18 protein-coding genes are annotated in these 19,253 nt (G+C 54.4%); 10 read left to right on the top strand and 8 right to left on the bottom strand.

All coding sequences use genetic code 11. The features are described from left to right. The first annotated feature begins 1 nt into the window (after window position 1). The 5 genes from BHW66_RS04000 (at window position 2) to BHW66_RS03980 (ending at window position 5,699) form a co-directional block, all read left to right on the top strand. Entirely contained in the window at window positions 2-1,090 is a 1,089-nt protein-coding gene (locus BHW66_RS04000; protein WP_182916694.1) for a GDP-L-fucose synthase, read from the top strand. A 26-nt stretch (window positions 1,091-1,116) separates the two neighbouring features. Further along, the gene (locus BHW66_RS03995; protein WP_285605524.1) at window positions 1,117-2,442 is read left to right on the top strand and encodes a Na+/H+ antiporter NhaC family protein; all 1,326 of its coding nucleotides are present in this window, start codon (window positions 1,117-1,119) and stop codon (window positions 2,440-2,442) included. A gap of 110 nt (window positions 2,443-2,552) precedes the next feature. Beyond that, window positions 2,553-3,800 (top strand): hypothetical protein, encoded by a 1,248-nt coding sequence (locus BHW66_RS03990; protein ID WP_012420286.1) that lies wholly within the window; start codon window positions 2,553-2,555, stop codon window positions 3,798-3,800. Between the two features lie 99 nt (window positions 3,801-3,899). Further along, entirely contained in the window at window positions 3,900-4,820 is a 921-nt protein-coding gene (locus tag BHW66_RS03985) for a type I phosphomannose isomerase catalytic subunit (protein ID WP_094139368.1), read from the top strand. A gap of 147 nt (window positions 4,821-4,967) precedes the next feature. Beyond that, a complete protein-coding gene (locus tag BHW66_RS03980) occupies window positions 4,968-5,699 on the top strand; it encodes an N-acetylmuramoyl-L-alanine amidase (RefSeq protein ID WP_012420284.1) in 732 nt (243 codons plus the stop codon). A gap of 247 nt (window positions 5,700-5,946) precedes the next feature. Here the strand turns inward: BHW66_RS03980 and ispF are convergent, their stop codons facing one another. Genes ispF through BHW66_RS03950 form a run of 6 tightly spaced genes read right to left on the bottom strand, consistent with a single transcriptional unit; the run spans window position 5,947 to window position 12,799 of the window. Next, window positions 5,947-6,456, bottom strand: coding sequence for a 2-C-methyl-D-erythritol 2,4-cyclodiphosphate synthase (ispF, locus tag BHW66_RS03975; protein ID WP_094139367.1), 510 nt, complete (start codon window positions 6,454-6,456; stop codon window positions 5,947-5,949). Between the two features lie 26 nt (window positions 6,457-6,482). Continuing rightward, complete coding sequence (locus BHW66_RS03970) at window positions 6,483-7,247, bottom strand: inositol monophosphatase family protein (RefSeq protein WP_102734177.1); 765 nt, start codon at window positions 7,245-7,247, stop codon at window positions 6,483-6,485. Window positions 7,248-7,275: 28 nt separating this feature from the next. Beyond that, window positions 7,276-9,069: a transglycosylase domain-containing protein gene (locus tag BHW66_RS03965; protein ID WP_286688917.1), complete on the bottom strand. Its 1,794-nt coding sequence runs from the start codon at window positions 9,067-9,069 to the stop codon at window positions 7,276-7,278. A 23-nt stretch (window positions 9,070-9,092) separates the two neighbouring features. Further along, window positions 9,093-11,525, bottom strand: a complete 2,433-nt coding sequence (locus tag BHW66_RS03960; protein ID WP_046435312.1) for a tetratricopeptide repeat protein — start codon at window positions 11,523-11,525, stop codon at window positions 9,093-9,095. Beyond that, the gene (locus tag BHW66_RS03955; RefSeq protein WP_022197692.1) at window positions 11,522-11,968 is read right to left on the bottom strand and encodes a biopolymer transporter ExbD; all 447 of its coding nucleotides are present in this window, start codon (window positions 11,966-11,968) and stop codon (window positions 11,522-11,524) included. Before BHW66_RS03955 ends, BHW66_RS03960 begins: the two co-directional genes overlap by 4 nt. Before the next feature lie 39 nt (window positions 11,969-12,007). Next, complete coding sequence (locus BHW66_RS03950) at window positions 12,008-12,799, bottom strand: MotA/TolQ/ExbB proton channel family protein (protein WP_022197693.1); 792 nt, start codon at window positions 12,797-12,799, stop codon at window positions 12,008-12,010. A gap of 111 nt (window positions 12,800-12,910) precedes the next feature. Here BHW66_RS03950 and BHW66_RS03945 point away from each other — a divergent pair, with 111 nt between their 5' ends. After that, a complete protein-coding gene (locus BHW66_RS03945; protein WP_233465517.1) occupies window positions 12,911-14,479 on the top strand; it encodes an excinuclease ABC subunit UvrC in 1,569 nt (522 codons plus the stop codon). Between the two features lie 6 nt (window positions 14,480-14,485). Continuing rightward, window positions 14,486-14,923, top strand: a complete 438-nt coding sequence (locus BHW66_RS03940; RefSeq protein ID WP_046435309.1) for a 23S rRNA (pseudouridine(1915)-N(3))-methyltransferase RlmH — start codon at window positions 14,486-14,488, stop codon at window positions 14,921-14,923. Between the two features lie 228 nt (window positions 14,924-15,151). Here BHW66_RS03940 and rpsI read toward each other — a convergent pair whose 3' ends face one another. Next, window positions 15,152-15,547 carry a 30S ribosomal protein S9 gene (rpsI, locus tag BHW66_RS03935; RefSeq protein ID WP_022197696.1) on the bottom strand — a complete coding sequence of 132 codons (396 nt, stop codon included), beginning with the start codon at window positions 15,545-15,547 and terminating at the stop codon, window positions 15,152-15,154. Window positions 15,548-15,561: 14 nt separating this feature from the next. Beyond that, window positions 15,562-15,990, bottom strand: coding sequence for a 50S ribosomal protein L13 (gene rplM / locus BHW66_RS03930; protein WP_022197697.1), 429 nt, complete (start codon window positions 15,988-15,990; stop codon window positions 15,562-15,564). A 552-nt stretch (window positions 15,991-16,542) separates the two neighbouring features. Here rplM and infA point away from each other — a divergent pair. The 3 genes from infA (at window position 16,543) to radC (ending at window position 19,070) form a co-directional block, all read left to right on the top strand. Further along, window positions 16,543-16,743 carry a translation initiation factor IF-1 gene (gene infA / locus BHW66_RS03925; protein ID WP_031930865.1) on the top strand — a complete coding sequence of 67 codons (201 nt, stop codon included), beginning with the start codon at window positions 16,543-16,545 and terminating at the stop codon, window positions 16,741-16,743. 94 nt (window positions 16,744-16,837) lie between these two features. Continuing rightward, on the top strand, window positions 16,838-18,328 hold the full coding sequence (locus tag BHW66_RS03920) for an NAD(P)H-hydrate dehydratase (protein WP_215833398.1): 1,491 nt from the start codon (window positions 16,838-16,840) through the stop codon (window positions 18,326-18,328). A 1-nt stretch (window position 18,329) separates the two neighbouring features. Continuing rightward, window positions 18,330-19,070: a DNA repair protein RadC gene (radC, locus tag BHW66_RS03915; RefSeq protein WP_012420271.1), complete on the top strand. Its 741-nt coding sequence runs from the start codon at window positions 18,330-18,332 to the stop codon at window positions 19,068-19,070. Window positions 19,071-19,253 lie beyond the last annotated feature (183 nt).

The following is a 19,253-nucleotide window of genomic DNA, read 5'->3' as shown; positions in this document are numbered from 1 at the left end:
GATGAAAAAAAACAGCAGAATCTTTGTGGCCGGACACCGCGGCCTCGTCGGTTCCGCCATCTGGAAATCCCTGGAAAACAAAGGCTATTCCTACCTGATTGGCCGGACGCACAAAGAACTGGATCTGGAAGACCCTGCGGCCGTCCGGGAATTTTTTGACCGGGAAAAGCCGGAATACGTCTTTCTGGCAGCGGCGTTTGTGGGCGGCATCATCGCCAACTCCCGCTACCGGGCGGACTTCATCTTCCGCAATCTCCAGATTCAGCAGAACGTCATCGGGGAAAGCTTCCGGCATGGCGTATCCAAGCTCCTCTTCCTGGGGAGCACCTGCATCTACCCGCGCGAAGCTCCCCAGCCCATGAAGGAAAACGCCCTGCTCACCTCCCCGCTGGAATACACCAACGAACCCTATGCCATTGCCAAAATAGCAGGGCTGAAAATGTGCGAAAGCTTCAACCTGCAATACGGTACCAACTACATCGCCGTCATGCCTACAAATCTGTACGGCCCCAATGACAATTTCCACTTGGAAAACAGCCACGTGCTGCCCGCCATGGTACGCAAGATACACCTGGCCAAGTGCCTGATGGAGGGAGACTGGAACGCCGTGCGGAAAGATCTGAACGCGCGCCCAGTGGAACAGGTGGACGGCACGGCTGAAGAAAAGGAAATCCTGGCCGTGCTGGCCAAATACGGCATTACCCCCGGTTCCGTGGAACTGTGGGGTACGGGAACTCCCCTGCGCGAATTCCTGTGGAGCGAAGACATGGCGGACGCCTGCGTCCATGTGATGGAGCAAGTGGATTTCAGCCAGCTGCAAGAAGGAGGAAGGGAAGTGCGGAACTGCCACATCAATATCGGCACCGGGAAAGAAATCTCCATCGGCGGACTGGCCCGCCTGATTGCCGCTACGGCAGGGTACCGGGGAAATCTGGCGTTCAACGCAGACAAGCCGGACGGCACCATGCGCAAGCTGACGGACGTCTCCAAGCTGCATTCCCTGGGCTGGAAACACCGGGTGGAGCTGGAAGAGGGAGTGGAACGCATTTACCGGTGGTATCTGAGCCGGATGGAAGCCGTCGGCAACTGACTTTTCGGCCAGATCCCCTCAACTCCATGACCAGCCCCCCGGACAACCAGGACACGCCCCCCGCCAAAGCCAGCCTGTGGGCGCTGAGCCCCCTGCTGGTTTTCTTCTTGCTTTACCTGGTCATCTTCATAGCCGTACAGGATTTTTACGCTGTGCCGGTCACGGTAGCCTTTATGGCGGCAGCTGTCTGGGCCGTTTTCATCACCCGCGGAAAAAGCATGGCGGAACGGGTGGATCTGTTTTCCTCCGGAGTAGCCAACCGGAACATCCTGATGATGGTCTGGATTTTCGTGCTGGCAGGAGCCTTCGCCCAGTCTGCCAGGGATATGGGAGCCATTGACGCCACCGTGCAGCTTACGCTGCGGCTTCTTCCGGACAATCTGCTGTTTGCCAGCGTGTTCATCGCCTCCTGTTTCATCTCCCTCTCCGTAGGAACATCCGTAGGCACCATTGTCGCTCTGGCTCCCGTAGCCACAGGGCTGGCACAGGCCACGCAGGTCAGCGCCGGCATGATGACGGCCATTGTGGTGGGGGGAGCATTCTTCGGAGACAATCTTTCCTTCATTTCAGACACCACGATCGCCGCCACCCGTACGCAGGGCTGCGCCATGCGGGACAAATTCCGAGCCAACATAAAGGTGGCGCTCCCCGCCGCCCTGCTGGCCCTGGCCTGCTACATCCTGCTCGGATGGAACGTGCAGTCCCCCTCCACAGCGGATATCTCCATTGAATGGATGAAGGTATTCCCCTATCTGCTCGTACTGGTGACGGCCCTGGCCGGAATCCACGTCATGGTCGTTCTGACCATGGGGCTCCTTGCAACGGGACTGATTGGCATCGGCATGGGGTATTTCTCTTTCATGGCCTGGTTCCAAGCCATGGGCAGCGGCATGACCGGCATGGGAGAACTGATCATCGTCACTCTGCTGGCCGGCGGCGTGCTGTCCATCATCCGTTTCAACGGAGGTATCGCGTATATTATCGGAAAAATTACGGCCCATATCCACAGCAGGCGCGGCGCGGAATTCAGCATTGCCGGGCTGGTTTCCCTGGCCAACCTCTGCACGGCCAACAATACGATCGTCATCATCACGGCTGGCCCCATCGCCAAGGAAATAAGCGACAAATTCCATATCCCACCCAAACGCAGCGCCAGCATTCTGGACACCTTTTCCTGCCTGGTTCAGGGAGTCATCCCCTACGGCGCTCAAATGCTCATGGCCGCCGGAATCTCCCAGGTTTCTCCCCTGCTGGTCATGAAATACCTGTATTATCCCCTGATTCTGGGCATCTGCTCCACCCTTGCCATTGCGCTGGCACCGGGAGGGACGGAAAGACGGGGGAAACGCTGAAAAGCCCATACGGAGAAAGGACGGCAAGGGCGCCTTTTTTGTTACCGACATGTTATCCCTGTTATCTTCATGTTACTCAACATATGGGATTCTTGTGCTATCATACATGCATGAGCCTTCATATAGAACCCACGGAAGACGCAGTGGAAACCCTGCGCAAGGAAAGGCGGAAAAATTATATTGCCGCATTAGCGACATCCATTCTCTCCGTCGTTTTGGCAGGAGCCATTCTCTACTCCCTGACCATCATCATCGCCCCTCCGGAAGAACCCAAAGTCGTCGGCTACATCACGCCGGACGATGCGCCGCCGTCGGATACGCCCCCGCCGCCGGAAGTACAGAGGGAAACTTCCTCTTCCTCCCATGCGGAGACGCCCGTCAAGGTCGTGGTGGCAGCGGCCGCCGCTCCGGTGAGCCTCCCCAAGATCGACATTGACCCGCCCGATGAACCTGTCATGCTGGAGGAGGGAACCGCCCTCGGCATGGGGGACGGCTTCGGCCCCGACCTGGGAGACGCTACCTCCGCCTTCGGTACGTCCAAACCCTCCGGAAGCACGCTGGTAGGTACCTTTTACGACACCAAGCAGACTCCTGGCGGACGTCCTACCAACATGAACATGAACCAGTACAGGGAGTTCCTTTCTCGCTTCGTGAACAAAGGCTGGAACGAATCGGAACTGAACCGTTTTTACAAGGCTCCGCAACAATTATACGCAGCCCAGTTCTACATACCCAGAACTCCCGCCAAAGACGCTCCCAAGGCCTACGGTTGCGATGACAAAGTAAAGCCTAGCCAGTGGCTCGCCATTTACCGGGGAAAAGTACGCGCCCCCAAGTCCGGCACGTTCCGATTCGTGGGACTGGGAGACGACTACTTAGTAGTACGGTTCAATAAACAGAATGTCTTCGACTACGGCTGGGAATCCGCTTCTCTGGGAAAAATGACGGCAAACAATGCCAAATGGCTTGATGCCATGGAAGGCAAACCCGGCAATGACGACTTGAAAAAGGAACTCCGGGAAGTGGGCATCAATGTCCCCCCCGTTACGTTCTACAAATACAGTTCTTCCGGGCACTGGAACAACACTATGCGCGGTGTGGCAGCCGGCAAGCAGTTCACGGTGGAACAGGGCAAGGTTTACCCCATTGAAATCCTGGTTAGTGAAGGTCCTGGTGGTGAATTCGGCATGACTCTTCTGCTTGAAGAAGTTGGAATGGCCCCCATGAGCAAGGATCCTAAAACGGGAGCTCCCATCCTGCCCCTGTTCCGGACCAACTACGGCGTTCCGAAACCGGACAAGAACAAGGAACATGTGCCATTTGACGAAATCGGCATTGTCTGGGAATCCATCAAATAACAGGCAATTCTCCGTCTTCCTCTCTCCATGCCCACAGGAAACCCTGTGGGCATTTTGCTTGCCCGTCCATAAAAGATATCCTACGCTTCCGCTACAACCATGCAGCCTTTTCGATTCCATTCCATCTACCAGCCGCGCATCTGGGGCGGACAAAGTATGAGAACCATGCTGGGACGGGAACTGCCCGACCGGGAAACAGCTTATGGAGAAGCGTGGGAAATCAGCGACCGTCCTGAAGCCATGAGTATAGTCAAGGACGGCGAATGGGAAGGAATGTCCCTGCATCGGCTGTGGGAAGAACATCGGCAGGAAATTTTCGGTCCCGGCTACGAGCGTTTCCCCCGCTTTCCCCTGCTCTGCAAAATTCTGGATGCCCGCGAAAATCTTTCCGTTCAGGTGCATCCCCCGGAACGCACGGCGGCAGCCCGGCAGGGAGAAGTAAAAAATGAAATCTGGTATGTTCTGCATGCATCCCCGGACGCCCTGATTTACGGGGGAATGAAGGAAAACGCCACACTCCCGGACATCCGTCATGCGGCGGAAACAGGACAGATGGAGCAACTGATACGCTCCACCCATCTGGAACCGGGGGAACACCTTTACATTCCGGCAGGGCTGGTTCACGCCATTGGCGCCGGGCACCTCATTGCGGAAATCCAGCAGAATAGCGATACCACCTACCGCCTTTATGACTGGAACCGCACGGATGACTCCGGACGAGGACGGGAACTGCACCTGGAACAGGCATTGGATTCCATCGGGGAATTCCGGGAACTCTGCCAGCGCCCCGGATACCTGACGGAAATGCCGCATTTCACCACAAAGGAATACCGCCTGGATAAGGGAGAACGGTTTACCCAGCCGGACTCCTCCCGCTTTGCCGTCTTCACGATCCTCTGCGGTTCCGTGCTCTGGGACGGGAAAACGGCCCGGAAGGGAGAATTCATTCTGTCCCCGGCAGGCGCGAATGCCGTCACCGCCGCAGAAGCAGAGACTGTTCTGCTCTCAACAACGGTTTAAGCAAACCAATATGACAAAAAGAGCGAAGAATTCGGCACAATGCTGAAGCTTTCACACTTTTTCGTTGCAAAGAAGAAGAGCGAATCTTAGCGTGAACTTAACTTTTCCCGCATCCGTGCTGAAAATTCCCCATCCCCCGGCCTCCGTATGAGCAATATTTCCACCATCGCCACTTATCTTGCCCGCTTTTCCGGTCAGCTCCAGCCCATGCTGGAGAAAGTCCAGGGCATGGACCGCAGAACTTTTCTGCTGGAAACCGCCGCCCTGCTTGCCCTGACCAGTTGTTCGGAACCTTCCGGAAAAGCAGGAATGGCTCCCATGATCTCCTTTAAGCCCTCCGGGGTCCCCGTGGTGAAACGTTCTCCGCGCCAATTGCTGGCGGAATGTAACGTCCGGCCGATGTTCATGCCTAAATCTTCTCCGCTCCGCCGCCGTTCTTCCCGAATGAAGCCACGCTTCATCACCATGCACAACACGGAAAACCCGTCCGCAGACGCCATGCAGCATGCGCGCGCCCTGAATAATGGAGCTTTGCGCTGCAACTGGCATTATACGGTAGACCCGTACGTGACCATGCAGCATATCCCCCTGAATGAAACGGGACGCCATGCGGACCGGGGCGGCCCCGGAGACATGTACTCCATCGGCATTGAAATGTGTGAGAAGCGAGGACAGAGCATCGTCAAAACCTTTGACCGCGCCGCCAAGCTGGCGGCCTACAACATGTATGCCCACGATATTCCCCTGCGGAATGTCGTGCCCCATTACTACTGGACCGGCAAGCGTTGCCCCCACCTTCTGCTGGACAATGGCAAACCCGGCTTCAAATGGTCTTGGTTCATCTCCCGCGTGGATTATTATTACCGTTGCATCAGCTGACATCAGGCAACGCCTCTTCCCTGTGCAGGGAAATGGGTAATATTATTATGCAGCCAAAAACGGCTTTTCCGCCAGGGAACGGTTAAAAATTTCCTGTCATTTCATTAAAACTGCTTGGAAAAGGCTCCCCAAAAAAGCGCCATTTCCACCTGCCCCGTTATTTCTGAAGCATATTCCTTGTTTAAAGCCCCGTACCGGCTTCCTTTTTTGAAAAAAGGCTTCCAGAAACGGAACCGGAGCGTTCGCCTTACGGCATGGCCAAATCCTCCGGCATCAGAATAGCCGCTACGGCAAAAGCGGCAATGCCTTCCCTACGGCCCAGCGCGCCAAGCTGTTCATTGGTAGTGGCCTTGATGCCCACGCGGACCGGAGAGATTCCCAGAGCGGTTCCCAAAGCTCCCTTCATCTGCTCCAAATAAGGAGAAATGCGGGGAGATTCTGCAATAAGGGACGAGTCCACATTCACGATGCGACCTCCACGCTCCCGAATCAGAGAAACGGCTTTCGCCACAATATCCAGGGAAGGGATGTCCTTGCAGGCAGGATCGCCCGGCGGAAACCAGTAGCCGATGTCCGGCAACCCGGCAGCACCCAGCAGGGCATCCGCAATGGCGTGGCATAAAACATCTGCATCGGAATGGCCGTCCAGGCCGCGGGAGGAAGGAATATGCACGCCGCCCAGCATCAAGGGGCGAGGAATCTCCGCAAAACGGTGAATATCATACCCGATCCCGGTCAAAGCGATCATGTTTTTCATACGGTACTGCGGCAATAATGTTCGGGTTATTCTCCCAGCGCCTCCATGATAGGGATGCGGCCGTTCCATGCGGCAATGGCGAACTGTTCCGGATTATCTTCCTTCGGTTCCAAAACAACCTTGCCGCCGGCTGCTTCCACCAGCAAAACCCCAGCGGCGACATCCCAGATGGAAATGACGCTTTCCACATAGGCGTCAAATCTGCCGCAGGCAATATAAGCCAAGGCCAGAGCCGCAGAACCGTTATTGCGCACCTTACGTACCTGCCAGGCGATCCTGGCGAAGCGCTCAATCCCCTTTTCTTTGGAACCGTCCGTCTTGCCGTGCCCCACGAATACCACGGCTTCCGCCATGCGTTCCCGCCGGCTGCAATGCATGGGATGATCATTCATGTACGGAATCCCGCCCTTTTCCACATGCCAGCATTCATCCATCATGGGATCGTAAATCACGCCCAACACCACTTCCCCGCGGCGGCGCAAAGCTATGGAGACGCAGAACCAAGGAATCGTGTAAAAATAATTCACCGTCCCGTCAATGGGGTCTACAATCCATTCACACTCGCTGTTCCTGTCCCCGGTGTATCCTTCTTCTCCCAAAACAGCGTGGTTGGGAAACACGGAAAGAATTTCCTCCGTAATCAGTTTCTGGGAAAGCTTGTCCAACTCCAGCTTGATATCATTCTGGCTGGCTTCATCCACCTTCTTTTGCTCATAAAAATGCTTCTTCAGAAAAGCTCCGGCGGATTTGGCGGCCTGGATGGCCGTGGTCATTTCAAGTGAGTGTCTCATGATGCTTCTACTAATGGAAAATTGAACTTCATTGGGGGCCCTGCTCTGCAGCATTTTCCCGCTCCCGGCGTTCCCGGACAGCTTTTCTGCGGCCTTCCTCCGCACGGTCATACACCTCCCCGGCCAGGGAGGAACAGGTTTTTGCCAACGCCGCGGAAACCCCTTTCTTTTCATAGACGGCGGCCTCCGGAGAATCAAAGCCCACCCAGGCAAAAACCGTGAAATAACGCCCCATGACGGCGGAAAAATGTCCCGTATTTCCCGGAAGCCTGACATTGACGAAGGTTTTCCTGGTTCGTTCGTCGTAGCGGAAGGGAGGAAGGGACGCCACCAGGTGGGCGGATTCCCTAGGCAGGATTTCCCGGCGGCTTTCTTCCGGAGAGGGGGCATTCACCATCACCAGGTTCTTTTTGGTGGTGCCCACCTGCCTGACGGAGGAAATACTCACATTGAGCCCGTCATTGCCGATGAGATACAGGGCATTGACGGCATGCGAAAGAGGCACGGAAAACCTGCCGGTATACAAGTCCGAAGAACGGGGAAGTTCCCCTTTGTAACCGGCCTTTTGTGCCGTTTCTATTACTGTATTGAAACCTACCCCGCGGCCAGTGACTTCCGGATTGCTGCGAATAACGGTTCTACGCTGGTCGACGGCGCATAAATTGACGATGGGAGTGAACAGATCGCCGGGCATTACCCTGGACTGCCATCGATCCAGACCGTCCTGGGCGGAACGTCCCCCTGTTACGGCCAGCAACTCCCCTTTACGGGAATCCACACACAATATGGCCGCTTGCACACAACGATTCAACTGGTTGTCCACCCTTTTGGGCAACCCTGCCCACACAGAAGAAGATTCCAGAGCGGCCAGCATAGGCTCGCTTACATCTTCAACCATCCGCTGGAATTCCAAATCCAGCGTGGTCATTACAAAAATGCTGGAGGTTCCCTCCTGCTCGTCGCAGCAATCCAGGTCTCCCAACTCGCGGGAAACGACCAGAACGGGATAAGAACCGGGCCGAGCTTCCCGTTTACCGGCCACCGCCATCGGTTCGCGGAGCGCCTGCCATAATTGTTCCTGGGTAATGAATTCGCACTCAAACATCCTTTCCAGCGTCGCATTGCGGACCTTGGCAGCAGCCTCCGGGCTGTAAACAGGATTGTAGATGGAAGGTCCGCGCACCAGACCGGCCAGGGTAGCGCACTCCGCCAGCGTCAGATCCGCCACTTTTTTGCCGAAATACAAATCCGCCGCCTGCGCAATCCCATAGCATTGCTGGCCAAAATAAATGCGGTTCAGGTAAGCCGTCAGAATTTCATCCTTGGAATACTTGCCCTCAATGCGGCGGGCCACGGCCATTTCCAAAACCTTGCGATCCAGGGTCTTCCCCCCCAGCTCATAACAATTCCGCGCCAGCTGCATCGTAATCGTGGAAGCACCCTGGGCATAGGACAACGTAGTCAGATTCCGGCAAATGGAGCGGATAATGGAAGAGTACACAATGCCGCCATGTTCGAAAAAGTCTTCATCTTCCCGCGCAATGAAAGCATTCACCAGATTATCGGGCAGTTCATTGCGCGCTACATACACCCGGTCATGATCTGTCAAGGTGCCTATCCACTGGCCGTTGCGATCATATGCGGCACAATTTTCCAACGGCGCCAAAACCTCGTCCAGCTCATACTGGTCCGCCCTCCATGCATAAACGAGAAGAACGATGATGAAAGCGATAGGAATGAGGCTGAACCACAACAACAGACGGCCCAGATTGCGAGGCAGCAATCCAAACAGATCATACCATCTTTTACGCCTGTTTTCCATTTCCGGGTTCAATCCTTAAACGCTTATCGTGCGTCCGGAGGCAAAGACTCTCCATCCTGTTTCCAATCCGGGAATTCCTTTTGCAGGCGGCCCCGATATTGGGAAGCCTCCGATTTGCGGCCGGCCTTGTCCAAAGCTTCTGCCGCCTTGAACAGAGCCTTGGGTTTCAGTTCGGCGTCATTGACAAACAGCTCGGCCGTAACACCGTAATGCTTGGCCGCTTCATCAAACTTTTTCTCCGCATAGGAAATATCCCCCAGAACAATTTTCAAGGAAGCCATCAAAGGACCTTCCACGCCCAGAGCCAGCGCATCTTCCGCCGTCTTTCTGGCATCCGCATACTTGCCCAGCCCCAGCAAAATGGAAGCCTTGTCCAGCATGCCGTCCGCACGGCGGTAAGGCTGATCCTCATCCTTCAGGAAATTGTTGGAAGCCACCAAGGCGCGGTCATACTTTCTGAGCGCCAGGCGCACCTTCGCCAAATTACGCCAAATCACCTTCTTCACATTCTGAAGCTGGTCGTTCTGCGTAGCCCAGGTCATATACTTGTCCGCCGTTTCCAGATCCTTCATCCCATAGGCCTGAAGACCCAGCCATGCGGGAATGACATCCGGCACACGAGCCACGGCGGAAGGATTTTCCTTTTGCAGGGTTTCCAGGGCTTCCTTCAGTTTATTCATGTCCTGGAGCTTGTGATAGGACAGGACGGAAAGCACATTAACCTGTTCTCCGTATTTCTGGGGATCCAGCGTCTTGGCCTCCGCCATATGGCTGATAGAAGACTTGAAATCTCCCTGGTCAAACGCCGCACGCCCCAGCAGGAAATGGGCTTCAGCCAGAGCGGCAGGAGACGCCTTCGGAAAATTCTGGATCAGGCCTTCATAATACTTCGCCATGTTCGCCATATCCTGGCGTCCCGCATAAATCTGAGCGGCTCTCTGCCATGCGGCGGCAGCTGATTCAGCTTTCGGCCAACGGGCAATCACACGGTCAAAATCCATCAGAGCCTCAGCTTCCTTCTTGGTCTTGGCATACATGTCTCCGCGTAACGTCAATGCCTCGCAAATGCGGGGATCTTTTGGAAAATCATTGATAAAATCAGTCAGCAGCTTGGCGGCCACACCTCTGTTCCCGGCCTGGGCAATCGCCCACGCGCTCTTATATAAAATATCCGCGCGCATCTTCGGAGGCACCTTGTCAAAATCAATGCTGGCATAAAACCGGGCGGCATCCGCCGGATTGGAGCTGAACAGGTTCTCTGCAGCCATCAGGCGCACCATATCATGCAGTTCACTGGTAGGAAAAGCCTTGGCATAATGGTTCAGGAAGCTCTGAGCCCGCTGGGGAAGATCTTTCTGCTTGAGTTCATTATAACACAACAACCGGTAAAAGGAGGCTTGCATGGCCTCCTGCGTATAAGGGACGGACTTTTCCGCTTCCAGAAAGAAATCCGCCGCTTTCCGATACTCCTTCAATTTATAGGCGGACTGCCCCAGCAGCATCAGCAGACGCACCTGGCCGTCCTTTGTCGGCATCTTTATTCCCTTCTGCTGCTCATACTGGGAAAGTATCTCCCTGTACTTGCCCATATTGTACAGCCCCAGAAGAAGCCCCATTCGGGCCTCCGGCGCCATCTCCTTCAGGGACTCGTCCTTCAAAAGCCGTTCATAAAGGCCCTGGGCTTCCGCAGTCTTTTTCAGTTTGGTGGCCAGCATGGCGGCCTGAAGAGTGGCGATTCCCCGGTTCCTGTTATCCACACCGGGCGTTTCCAGCACCTTGCGATATTCGGAATAGGCTTCTCCCAAGCGTCCCGTATCCGCACACAGGGCGGCATATCCCATCCGGGACACCAGAACAAACTTGGCATCCGCTTCCGGATTGCCCATCACCGCGCAAAACATGGTGGCGGCTGACTCCGGATTACCGTTGGAAAGAAACAGGCGTCCCAGACGGTACTGGGCGTCCACCTTCAAATCATTCTGTTCCGCATTGCGAATCACGAGCTGGTAATACTGGATGGCCTTATCTATCTCCCCGGCAGAAGAAGCATCCGTCGCCAGACGGTAGGCAGAGGCGGCAACCAGAGCGGGGCTGCCCGTCTGAATCAATCTGAGGAACAGGCCGTGTGCCTCATCTTTCCTGCCCAGCTCCTCCAAACACATGGCAGCACGATACTCTGCCAGAGGAGCCTGGGCAGACTGGGGGAAACGTTGGGTAAATTCCAGATATTTACGCAAGCTTAAATCAAGAAGGCGTCCATATTCCTGCCGGTTCTCCTTCGTAGCCGGAGCCTGGGCCTGCTTGTACAGCATGTCCGCCATATCCAGCGTATCCAGCTCCGGATTAGCGACCAGCGGACCATCCGCGATAGGAGCGGCATCCGGAATATTTTCTTGGGCGGCAGAAAACATCGCCAAAGTTATTAAACCTGCATTAATGGAAAAGAACGCTTTCATGAAGCCTGGGAATTGGAAACATTGATGGAAGATGGAGCCGGAGGACGCGTGGAAAAAGAAACGTTATTCAGCCCGGCCTTCAGACATGCGTCCATCACATGCACCACCACGCCGGATTCCGCCTTCTCATCCACGCGGATACGGACGAGCATAGTTTTGTCCAACCGGGCGACAGAAAAAAGCTTGTCTTCCAGCTGCGGCATTGTGTACGGCTGGCGGTTGATTACCACGGTACCATCTTTACGGATATTCACGATAATTTCATTGGACACATTTTCACCGGGCTTGGGAGTCTCTGCTGAAGGAAGATTGATGGAAAGATCCGGTTCATCATCCTCAAATGTCTGGGTTACGATGAAAAACACCAGCAGCAGAAATACGATGTCCAGCATGGGGGCTAATTGGAACCCGATAGGACTGGGCATTTTATAATGAAATTTCATACAATCTTCCGGTGAGGTGGAGAAGTAGATGCGTTCCGGCTAGAGCCCACGCACATCGCGCAGGGAAGTGGGATCTACGGGGACTCTGGGAAGTTCCTCTTCATGAAAAGCCCCAGCTGCACCGGCTCGTGGCTTCTGAAGCTGGGTGGCAACTACGGAAACACTGTGCGTGACGGCTGCCTCCAGGTCTCCTACCCGTTTGTGTACACGGCTGCGGAAATATACATAAGCCAGGATGGCGGGAATCCCAAGCATCAGGCCGCCCGCCGTCGTAATCAAGGCTTCCGCCACGCCGCCCGCCATGTCAATACGTTGCTTGCCCCCGGAAAAATCACCGTTGGCAATCTCAAAAAAGGTTTTCATCATCCCGACCACGGTCCCCAACAGCCCCAGCATGGGGGCTACGGCGCCAATATCCGACAGCCAGGAAATCTGGCGGCTTAGGAACCCCGCCTGCCGTCCTCCTTCCGCAGAGGCTATCTCCCTCACCTCCTCAAACTGGGCGGAGGGGTTGCGCAACATGAAGTTGGCTACAGTCAACATCACGCGAGCGTAGCAGGAATCTCCATTCTTGCAGAGGATGGAAAGCCCCGTGTAATCCCGCTTGCGGATGAAAGATTCCGCCTGTTCCACCAGTTTGGTAGGCAAAACGGCGGCAGCACGGGTAGAAAAGCAGCACATGACCAGCACCACTACTCCGGCGATGGATAACAGAAGCAGCGGCCACATGATGAAACCGCCTTTCATGAACAGCTCAGAAAGGGGATAATTTCTATCTCCCACCACAAAATCCATGGCGGCGGCCAACGTGGTAAACGGTACAGGGTTCATACAAAAGACATAGGGGATTATACAGAAGAAGTTTTCCTAGGCAAGCCAAGTAGCCGTAATACAGTACGTTTCCGCAGTTCCATTTCTTGCCTCATATGGCATAATGCCTGCGTGGCAGACCGCGAGCAACCAACCCTGAAAGAACTCTGGAGGGAAACTCCGCACAAACCAGGCGTTTATATCATGAAAGACGCCCGGGGAAATACCATCTACGTGGGCAAAGCCAAGGACCTTCACCGCCGCCTGGGCAATTATTTTTCTCCTACGGGAGCCACACTCTCCAACCATAAGACAAGAGCGCTCATTAATGCTATTGCGTCATTTGATTATTTTGAAACCAGAAATGACCAGGAGGCTTTTCTGCTGGAAAGCAAACTGATTAAACAATATCGCCCGCATTACAATATCCAGATGAAGGACGACAAGCGCTACCCCCTGCTGAAAATTCCGAAGGGGGAAAAACTGCCTCGTTTCCAGCTGGCGCGGGTGCGCAAAGATGACGGCGCGCGCTACTTCGGCCCCTTTGTCCACTCCCAGGCTCTTTACGCCACGCAGGAATGGCTCAACCGGCATTTCCGGCTGCGAACCTGCAAGACAAAAAATCCGGGTATCCATGACTTCAGGCACTGCCATGCGGATGTGATTCGCAACTGCTCCGCTCCGTGCGTTGGCCGCATTTCCATCAATGATTACAACCGGAACTTTGACCAGGCGGTGCGTCTGCTGGAAGGGACGGGAAAAAAAAGCGCTCTGGACGAACTTACCAGGGAAATGATGGAAGCCGCCGATGAACTGGACTTTGAACGCGCGGCATATCTGCGGGACATCCGGGACAATCTGGTCAAGGTACTGGAACCCGCCCGGAGGTTCCGAAAAGGAACTCCCGATCTTCCCGGCACCGTTCACCCGGAAGAAGACATGAAGGAACTGGGGGTAGCACTGGGATTAGAATCTCCCCCACTCATTATGGAATGCTTTGACATTTCCAATGTCTCTTCCAACCATATCGTGGCCTCCATGGTGCGCTTCACCAACGGCAGGCCGGACAACAAGGCCTACCGGCGGTACCGTATACGCACTGTAGACGGACAAAATGACTTCGCCTCCATGTCGGAAGTCATCCGGAGGCGTTACTCCCGCATTCTGGCGGAGAGCGATGCCGTAGCCTCACGGCAGGCGGACATGACCCTGTACCAGTGGCTTAAGAAACTCAGCGCGGAAGGAAAAGCCCCCATCAAAGTTCCAGATCTGGTAGTAGTGGACGGAGGTAAAGGACAGCTTTCCTCCGCTCTGGCCGATTTGGAAGCCATCGGCCTGGGAGACATGCCCATCGTAGGCCTGGCCAAGCAGAGGGAAGAAATATTTTTCCCCCACCAGTCCCAGCCCCTTTGCCTGCCTCACAGCACGGGAGCCCTCAAACTCATGCAGCGCATCCGCGACGAAGCCCACCGCTTCGCCAACGGCTATAACGAACTGCTCTACCGTAAACGCATGCGGGAAAGCGCCTTGGACGACGCACCGGGCATGAGCGCCTCAAAAAAAAGACTGTTGCTGGAAAAATTCAAATCCGTAACTGCCATTAAAAAGGCGGACCCGGCTTCTATCGCCGCCATCCGCGGCATTTCGGAAACTTGGGCCCGCACCCTGCTGAACTACCTTAACTCATCTTCCAACTCCTGACTCCTCATGCAATTCCTGATTCTGGCCGCCGGAAAGCCTTCTCTAGGCTACGCCAAGGAAGGCGTGGAACTCTATCTCAACCGTCTCAGGCCCTTCGGCAAAACGGAACTCAAACTTGTCAGGGATGGAAACTCCCAAGACGTTTCTAAACGTCTGCTGGCCGCCAGTGAGGGTTGCCTGCGCATCGCCATGGACGAACGCGGAGAACTTTGGACCACAAAAAAGCTGGTCGACTTGGCAAAGGACTGGCAAATGCATTCCGTGCGCCGTATAGCATTTCTCATCGGAGCCTCAGACGGTCATACGGAAGAATTGCGGTCCCGGTGCAATCATATCCTGTCCTTGAGCAAATTCACCCTTCAACATGAACTGGCGCTTGTTGTCCTGCTGGAACAGCTTTACCGTTGCCACACTATTCTGGCAGGAACACCGTACCATCGATAACCCTCGTCAACCAAACATTCCTGTATAGGAAAACCTGTTCCCTTCACGGCAAATGCAGGAAAATCATTGAAAGCCGCCGTAAGCAATCCAACCAGAAAAAGCTTTTTAAAGACGCGTGAAGCAGTAAAAAACAGAGCTCTTCCTGCAACAAAAAAGGAGCACTCCACAGGGAGTACTCCTTTTCCGAGAAAGAAATGGTAAAGCCAGTTCCTTCGCAACCAGCCAAGCTTAACGCTTGGAGAACTGATAACGCTTGCGGGCTCCAGGACGGCCGGGCTTTTTACGTTCCTTCATGCGGGAATCACGGGTCAGAAGACCGAATTCACGAAGCTGGGCACGGGAAGCCTCATCAACCTGAACAAGAGCACGGGCGATCGCCATACGAATGGCTCCCACCTGTCCGTGAATACCGCCGCCCTTGGTAACGACGTTCACATCAAACTTGTTCATGGTATTGGTAACCTGAAAGGGCTGAAGAACAGCATTCTGCAACTGAACGGTAGGAAGATATTCCTCAAAACCGCGGCGGTTGATCGTAATGCGGCCGGAACCTTCAGTAAGCCAAGCGTGTGCAATGGCGGTCTTACGACGGCCGGTGGCGTTGTATGGGGTTGTCTGACTCATGTCTGAAAAATCAATTAGAGAGTAATGGCAGTGGGCTGCTGGGCTTCATGCGGATGGCAGGCGCCGGCATAAACCTTCAGCTTGGTCATTTGCTGACGGCCCAAGCGGGTGTGAGGAACCATGCCTTTAACAGCCAGTTCCAGAAGAAGTTCAGGGCGGCGAGCACGAATCTTACGGGGGGTGTCCACCTGCTTACCGCCAACGTAACCGGAGAAACGGGTATAAATTTTGGCATTTTCCTTGTTACCGGTCAACACCACCTTGTCCGCGTTCACGATAATGACAAAATCGCCACAATCAACGTGGGGGGTGAAAATTGTCTTGTTCTTGCCACGCAAAATGTTAGCCGCTTCAACGGCAACACGGCCGAGCACCTTGTCGGCAGCGTCTATAACATACCATTTGCGCTCTACTTCTTGCGGTTTGGCTGAGAAGGTCTTCATGGTTCAATTCTTCGTTCTCGTTTTTCGGCATCCTGCCGTTATCTTCCAATTCGGGGGCGCATTCCTAATGATTATTCACGTAAATGTCAAATACTTTTTCTCTTTTACAGCCTTTTTCCCGTCCCTCTCCATAGAATTGTGTTTTATTTGCACAACTTCCGCATTCAGGACTTGCCCTTGCAAAAATATGGTTTATCATTCGCCTGCGCGGGATTTGTACACACGCGTTCATTTTAACTTTACAAGGAGAGTCCTATCAGCCCGAATCCAAGATCCAGCAGCCGCCCCAGCGGCGGACAAAATTCCCGCCCCGGTTCCAGACCGACCGGCACCAGTAACCGTCCCGGACAATCCAGACCTTCCGGCAATGGCACAGGAGCGGCACGGTCGGTCGGACAGTCTGCAGGACCGGGAAATTCCAGAACAGGGGGAGGAAGCCGCCCCGGAGTTAACGCCAACAGGCAACGCCCGCAAGGAGGCGGAGGACGCCACACCAAAGGCAGAAAGAATTTCAACAAATCAGAGTCCAAGGAAGAAAACTCCGAAAGTGAAATTGAAGTGGAAGGCACCATCTGCGCCGTATTGGCAGGGACCATGTTCAAGGTGCGCCTTCCCAACGGTCACGAAGTGCTGGCCCATATTTCCGGCAAAATGCGCAAACGCTTTATTAAAATCGTGGTAGGGGACAAAGTGCGTATGGAAATGTCTCCTTATGACATGACCAAAGCGCGCATCACGTTCCGCATCGGTTAGCCGCTCCCTGGTCCGCTTCTTTTGCAAAAACCTTCTCCGGCTTGCAGGAGAAGGTTTTTTAGCTTACAGTAAAGGCTGCCTCTATCAGTATGCCATGAAAGTTTGCTCCACGGAAAATATGCAGATCGCGGAACGCGAGCTCATCGTTAGCGGAACACCAGCCAGAACCCTGATGAAACTGGCCTCTGCCGGTATTGCGGAATCTCTCATGCAGTTCTTCCCCGACCCGGGATTGTGCGTAGCCTATGTAGGCAAAGGGAATAACGGGGGAGATGCCCTCACCGTCCTTAACATACTGAAACAACATGGCTGGGAAATAGGCTTCCGAACCGCTTACCCGCGCAACGAATGGAGTGAACTTTCCGTGCGGCAGTTGGCGGAAATATCTCCTCCCCCTCAGGAATACCAGGCCCCTCCCCTTCCCCATACGGGAAAACCTATGATCCTGCTGGACGGCCTGCTGGGAATAGGGGCAAAGGGAATGCTCCGGAGGGAAATCTCCGCTCTCTGCGCGGAAATGAACTATATAAGAAACCGTTGCGGGGCTGTACGTACCGTGGCTATTGATATCCCCACCGGAGTGGATCCAGACACGGGAATGCCTCAGCAAAATGCAGTGGAAGCAGATTTCACCATGTGCATAGGAGCCGTTAAGCAGGGCCTGCTGGACGATGACGCCACCCTGTTTGCTGGACGCTTAGTCTGCATTGACCTTCCCAGCCTTCACGTACAGGCGCTCCCCGCCACGGAACTTATTACCTCCTCACGGCTTACCAAATTCCTCTCTGCAAGACCCTATACGGATTATAAGAACAAACGCGGGCACATTGGCGTCATAGCTGGCTCTGAAGGAATGCTGGGTGCGGCCCGTCTCTGCTGTGAAGCAGCTCTCCGGGCAGGAGCCGGTCTGGTTACACTGCACGTTCACAAAGACGTCTATCCCTTAATCGCTCCATCCATGCCTCCGGAAATCATGGTCAGGCCCGTGGACAGTTACGCAGATATCTCCATTCGTACATTCAGTGCTTTCCTCATTGGCCCAGGTATCGGTTCCGTATCGGAGGAAGATGCGGAAGCCATCCGCCTCATTCTGGAAACAGGTACCCCCACTGTTCTGGATGCGGACGGGCTGAATCTGGCCGCGGCCATGCAGTGGAACTTGGGAGAACACGTTCTGGCTACTCCCCACCATGGAGAAATTCGCAGACTTCTGCCAGATGCAGACAACTATGCCATCCGCGCAGACATTGCCGACTGCTTTCTGGCAGAACATGAAGCCGCCCTGATTTACAAGGGAGCACGCACTATCGTCACCCAACGGGGAAAACCTCTTTTTTATAACATCACTGGGGATCCCGGCATGGCAACTGCCGGTCAGGGAGACGTTCTGGCAGGTATTTGCGGAGGCTTCATAAGCCAGGGGGAATCCCTGCTGGTTTCCGCCGTTCTGGGTGTCTACCTGTGTGGCCGAGCTTCCGAAATGGCAATCTCCGCCGGAGAAGCCACCCAGCAAACATTGACGGCAGGGGATACGCTGCGACATCTTCCTTCCGCCATTCTTTCTACCGCACGCCTCTGTTATTGAAATGACCTACCGCAAACTTCAGGAATTGCCCTCACAGTCTCTGCCCAGGGAAAAACTGCTCCGCCAAGGAAGGCACAGCCTCAGCAACGCGGAACTGCTTGCTATCTTTCTCCGAATGGGGATCAAGGGGAAAAATGTGTTGGACATGTCCTCGGATCTGATTCAGTCTGCTGGCTCTCTAGATGCCCTAGCTCATATGGAAGCTGCTGAAATAGCGAACATTTGCAAGGGAATAGGCATGGCGAAAGCCGCTACGCTGAGCGCTGCCTTTGAACTGGGAGCGAGGGCTCTCCGTGAAACTCTGTCACGTCAACCCATTCAAACACCGGAAGATGTCTATGATTATCTGACTACAGCCATGCGCTGGAAGGAAAAGGAGACGGTGCTCGTTCTGCTGCTGGATACCAAGTGTCGCCTCATCAAACCCGTGGAAATATCCAGCGGGACCTTGAACGAATCCATTGCTCATCCACGTGACATATTACGCCCCACTGTCATTCATAACGCCTATGGCTTCATCCTTGCCCACAATCATCCCAGTGGAAATCCAGCCCCCAGCCGTACGGACGACCTCCTGACCGAACGCGTGCGGGAATGCTCCAAATTATTAGGCGTTCGTTTTCTGGATCATGTAATCATTGGTAAACCGACCGAAACAACCAACAAAAATTATTATAGTTACAACCATCCTGGCGGAGACCGCCTTAAAGACCCCGGTCAAGAACGCACCCTCTATCACTGAACAGCCGCTTATCTGAATTCCCGCCTGTTCCTTTCCTATCGAAAATAAGAGCCTCGTCTTCCGACGGGGCTCTTACTGAAAAACTGGCGGAGAGAGTGGGTGTTAAGTTTGTTTCTATAAATAATTTGCTTCAATTTGTAACGCTTCTGTAACATCCGTATGACAAAAAAGACGGGCAGCCGA

This window comes from Akkermansia sp. 54_46 (genome assembly GCF_001917295.1).
Lineage (GTDB): Bacteria > Verrucomicrobiota > Verrucomicrobiia > Verrucomicrobiales > Akkermansiaceae > Akkermansia > Akkermansia muciniphila.
Note: the sequence above shows the minus strand (reverse complement) of the source record. Positions and strands in the feature narration are given on the sequence as shown.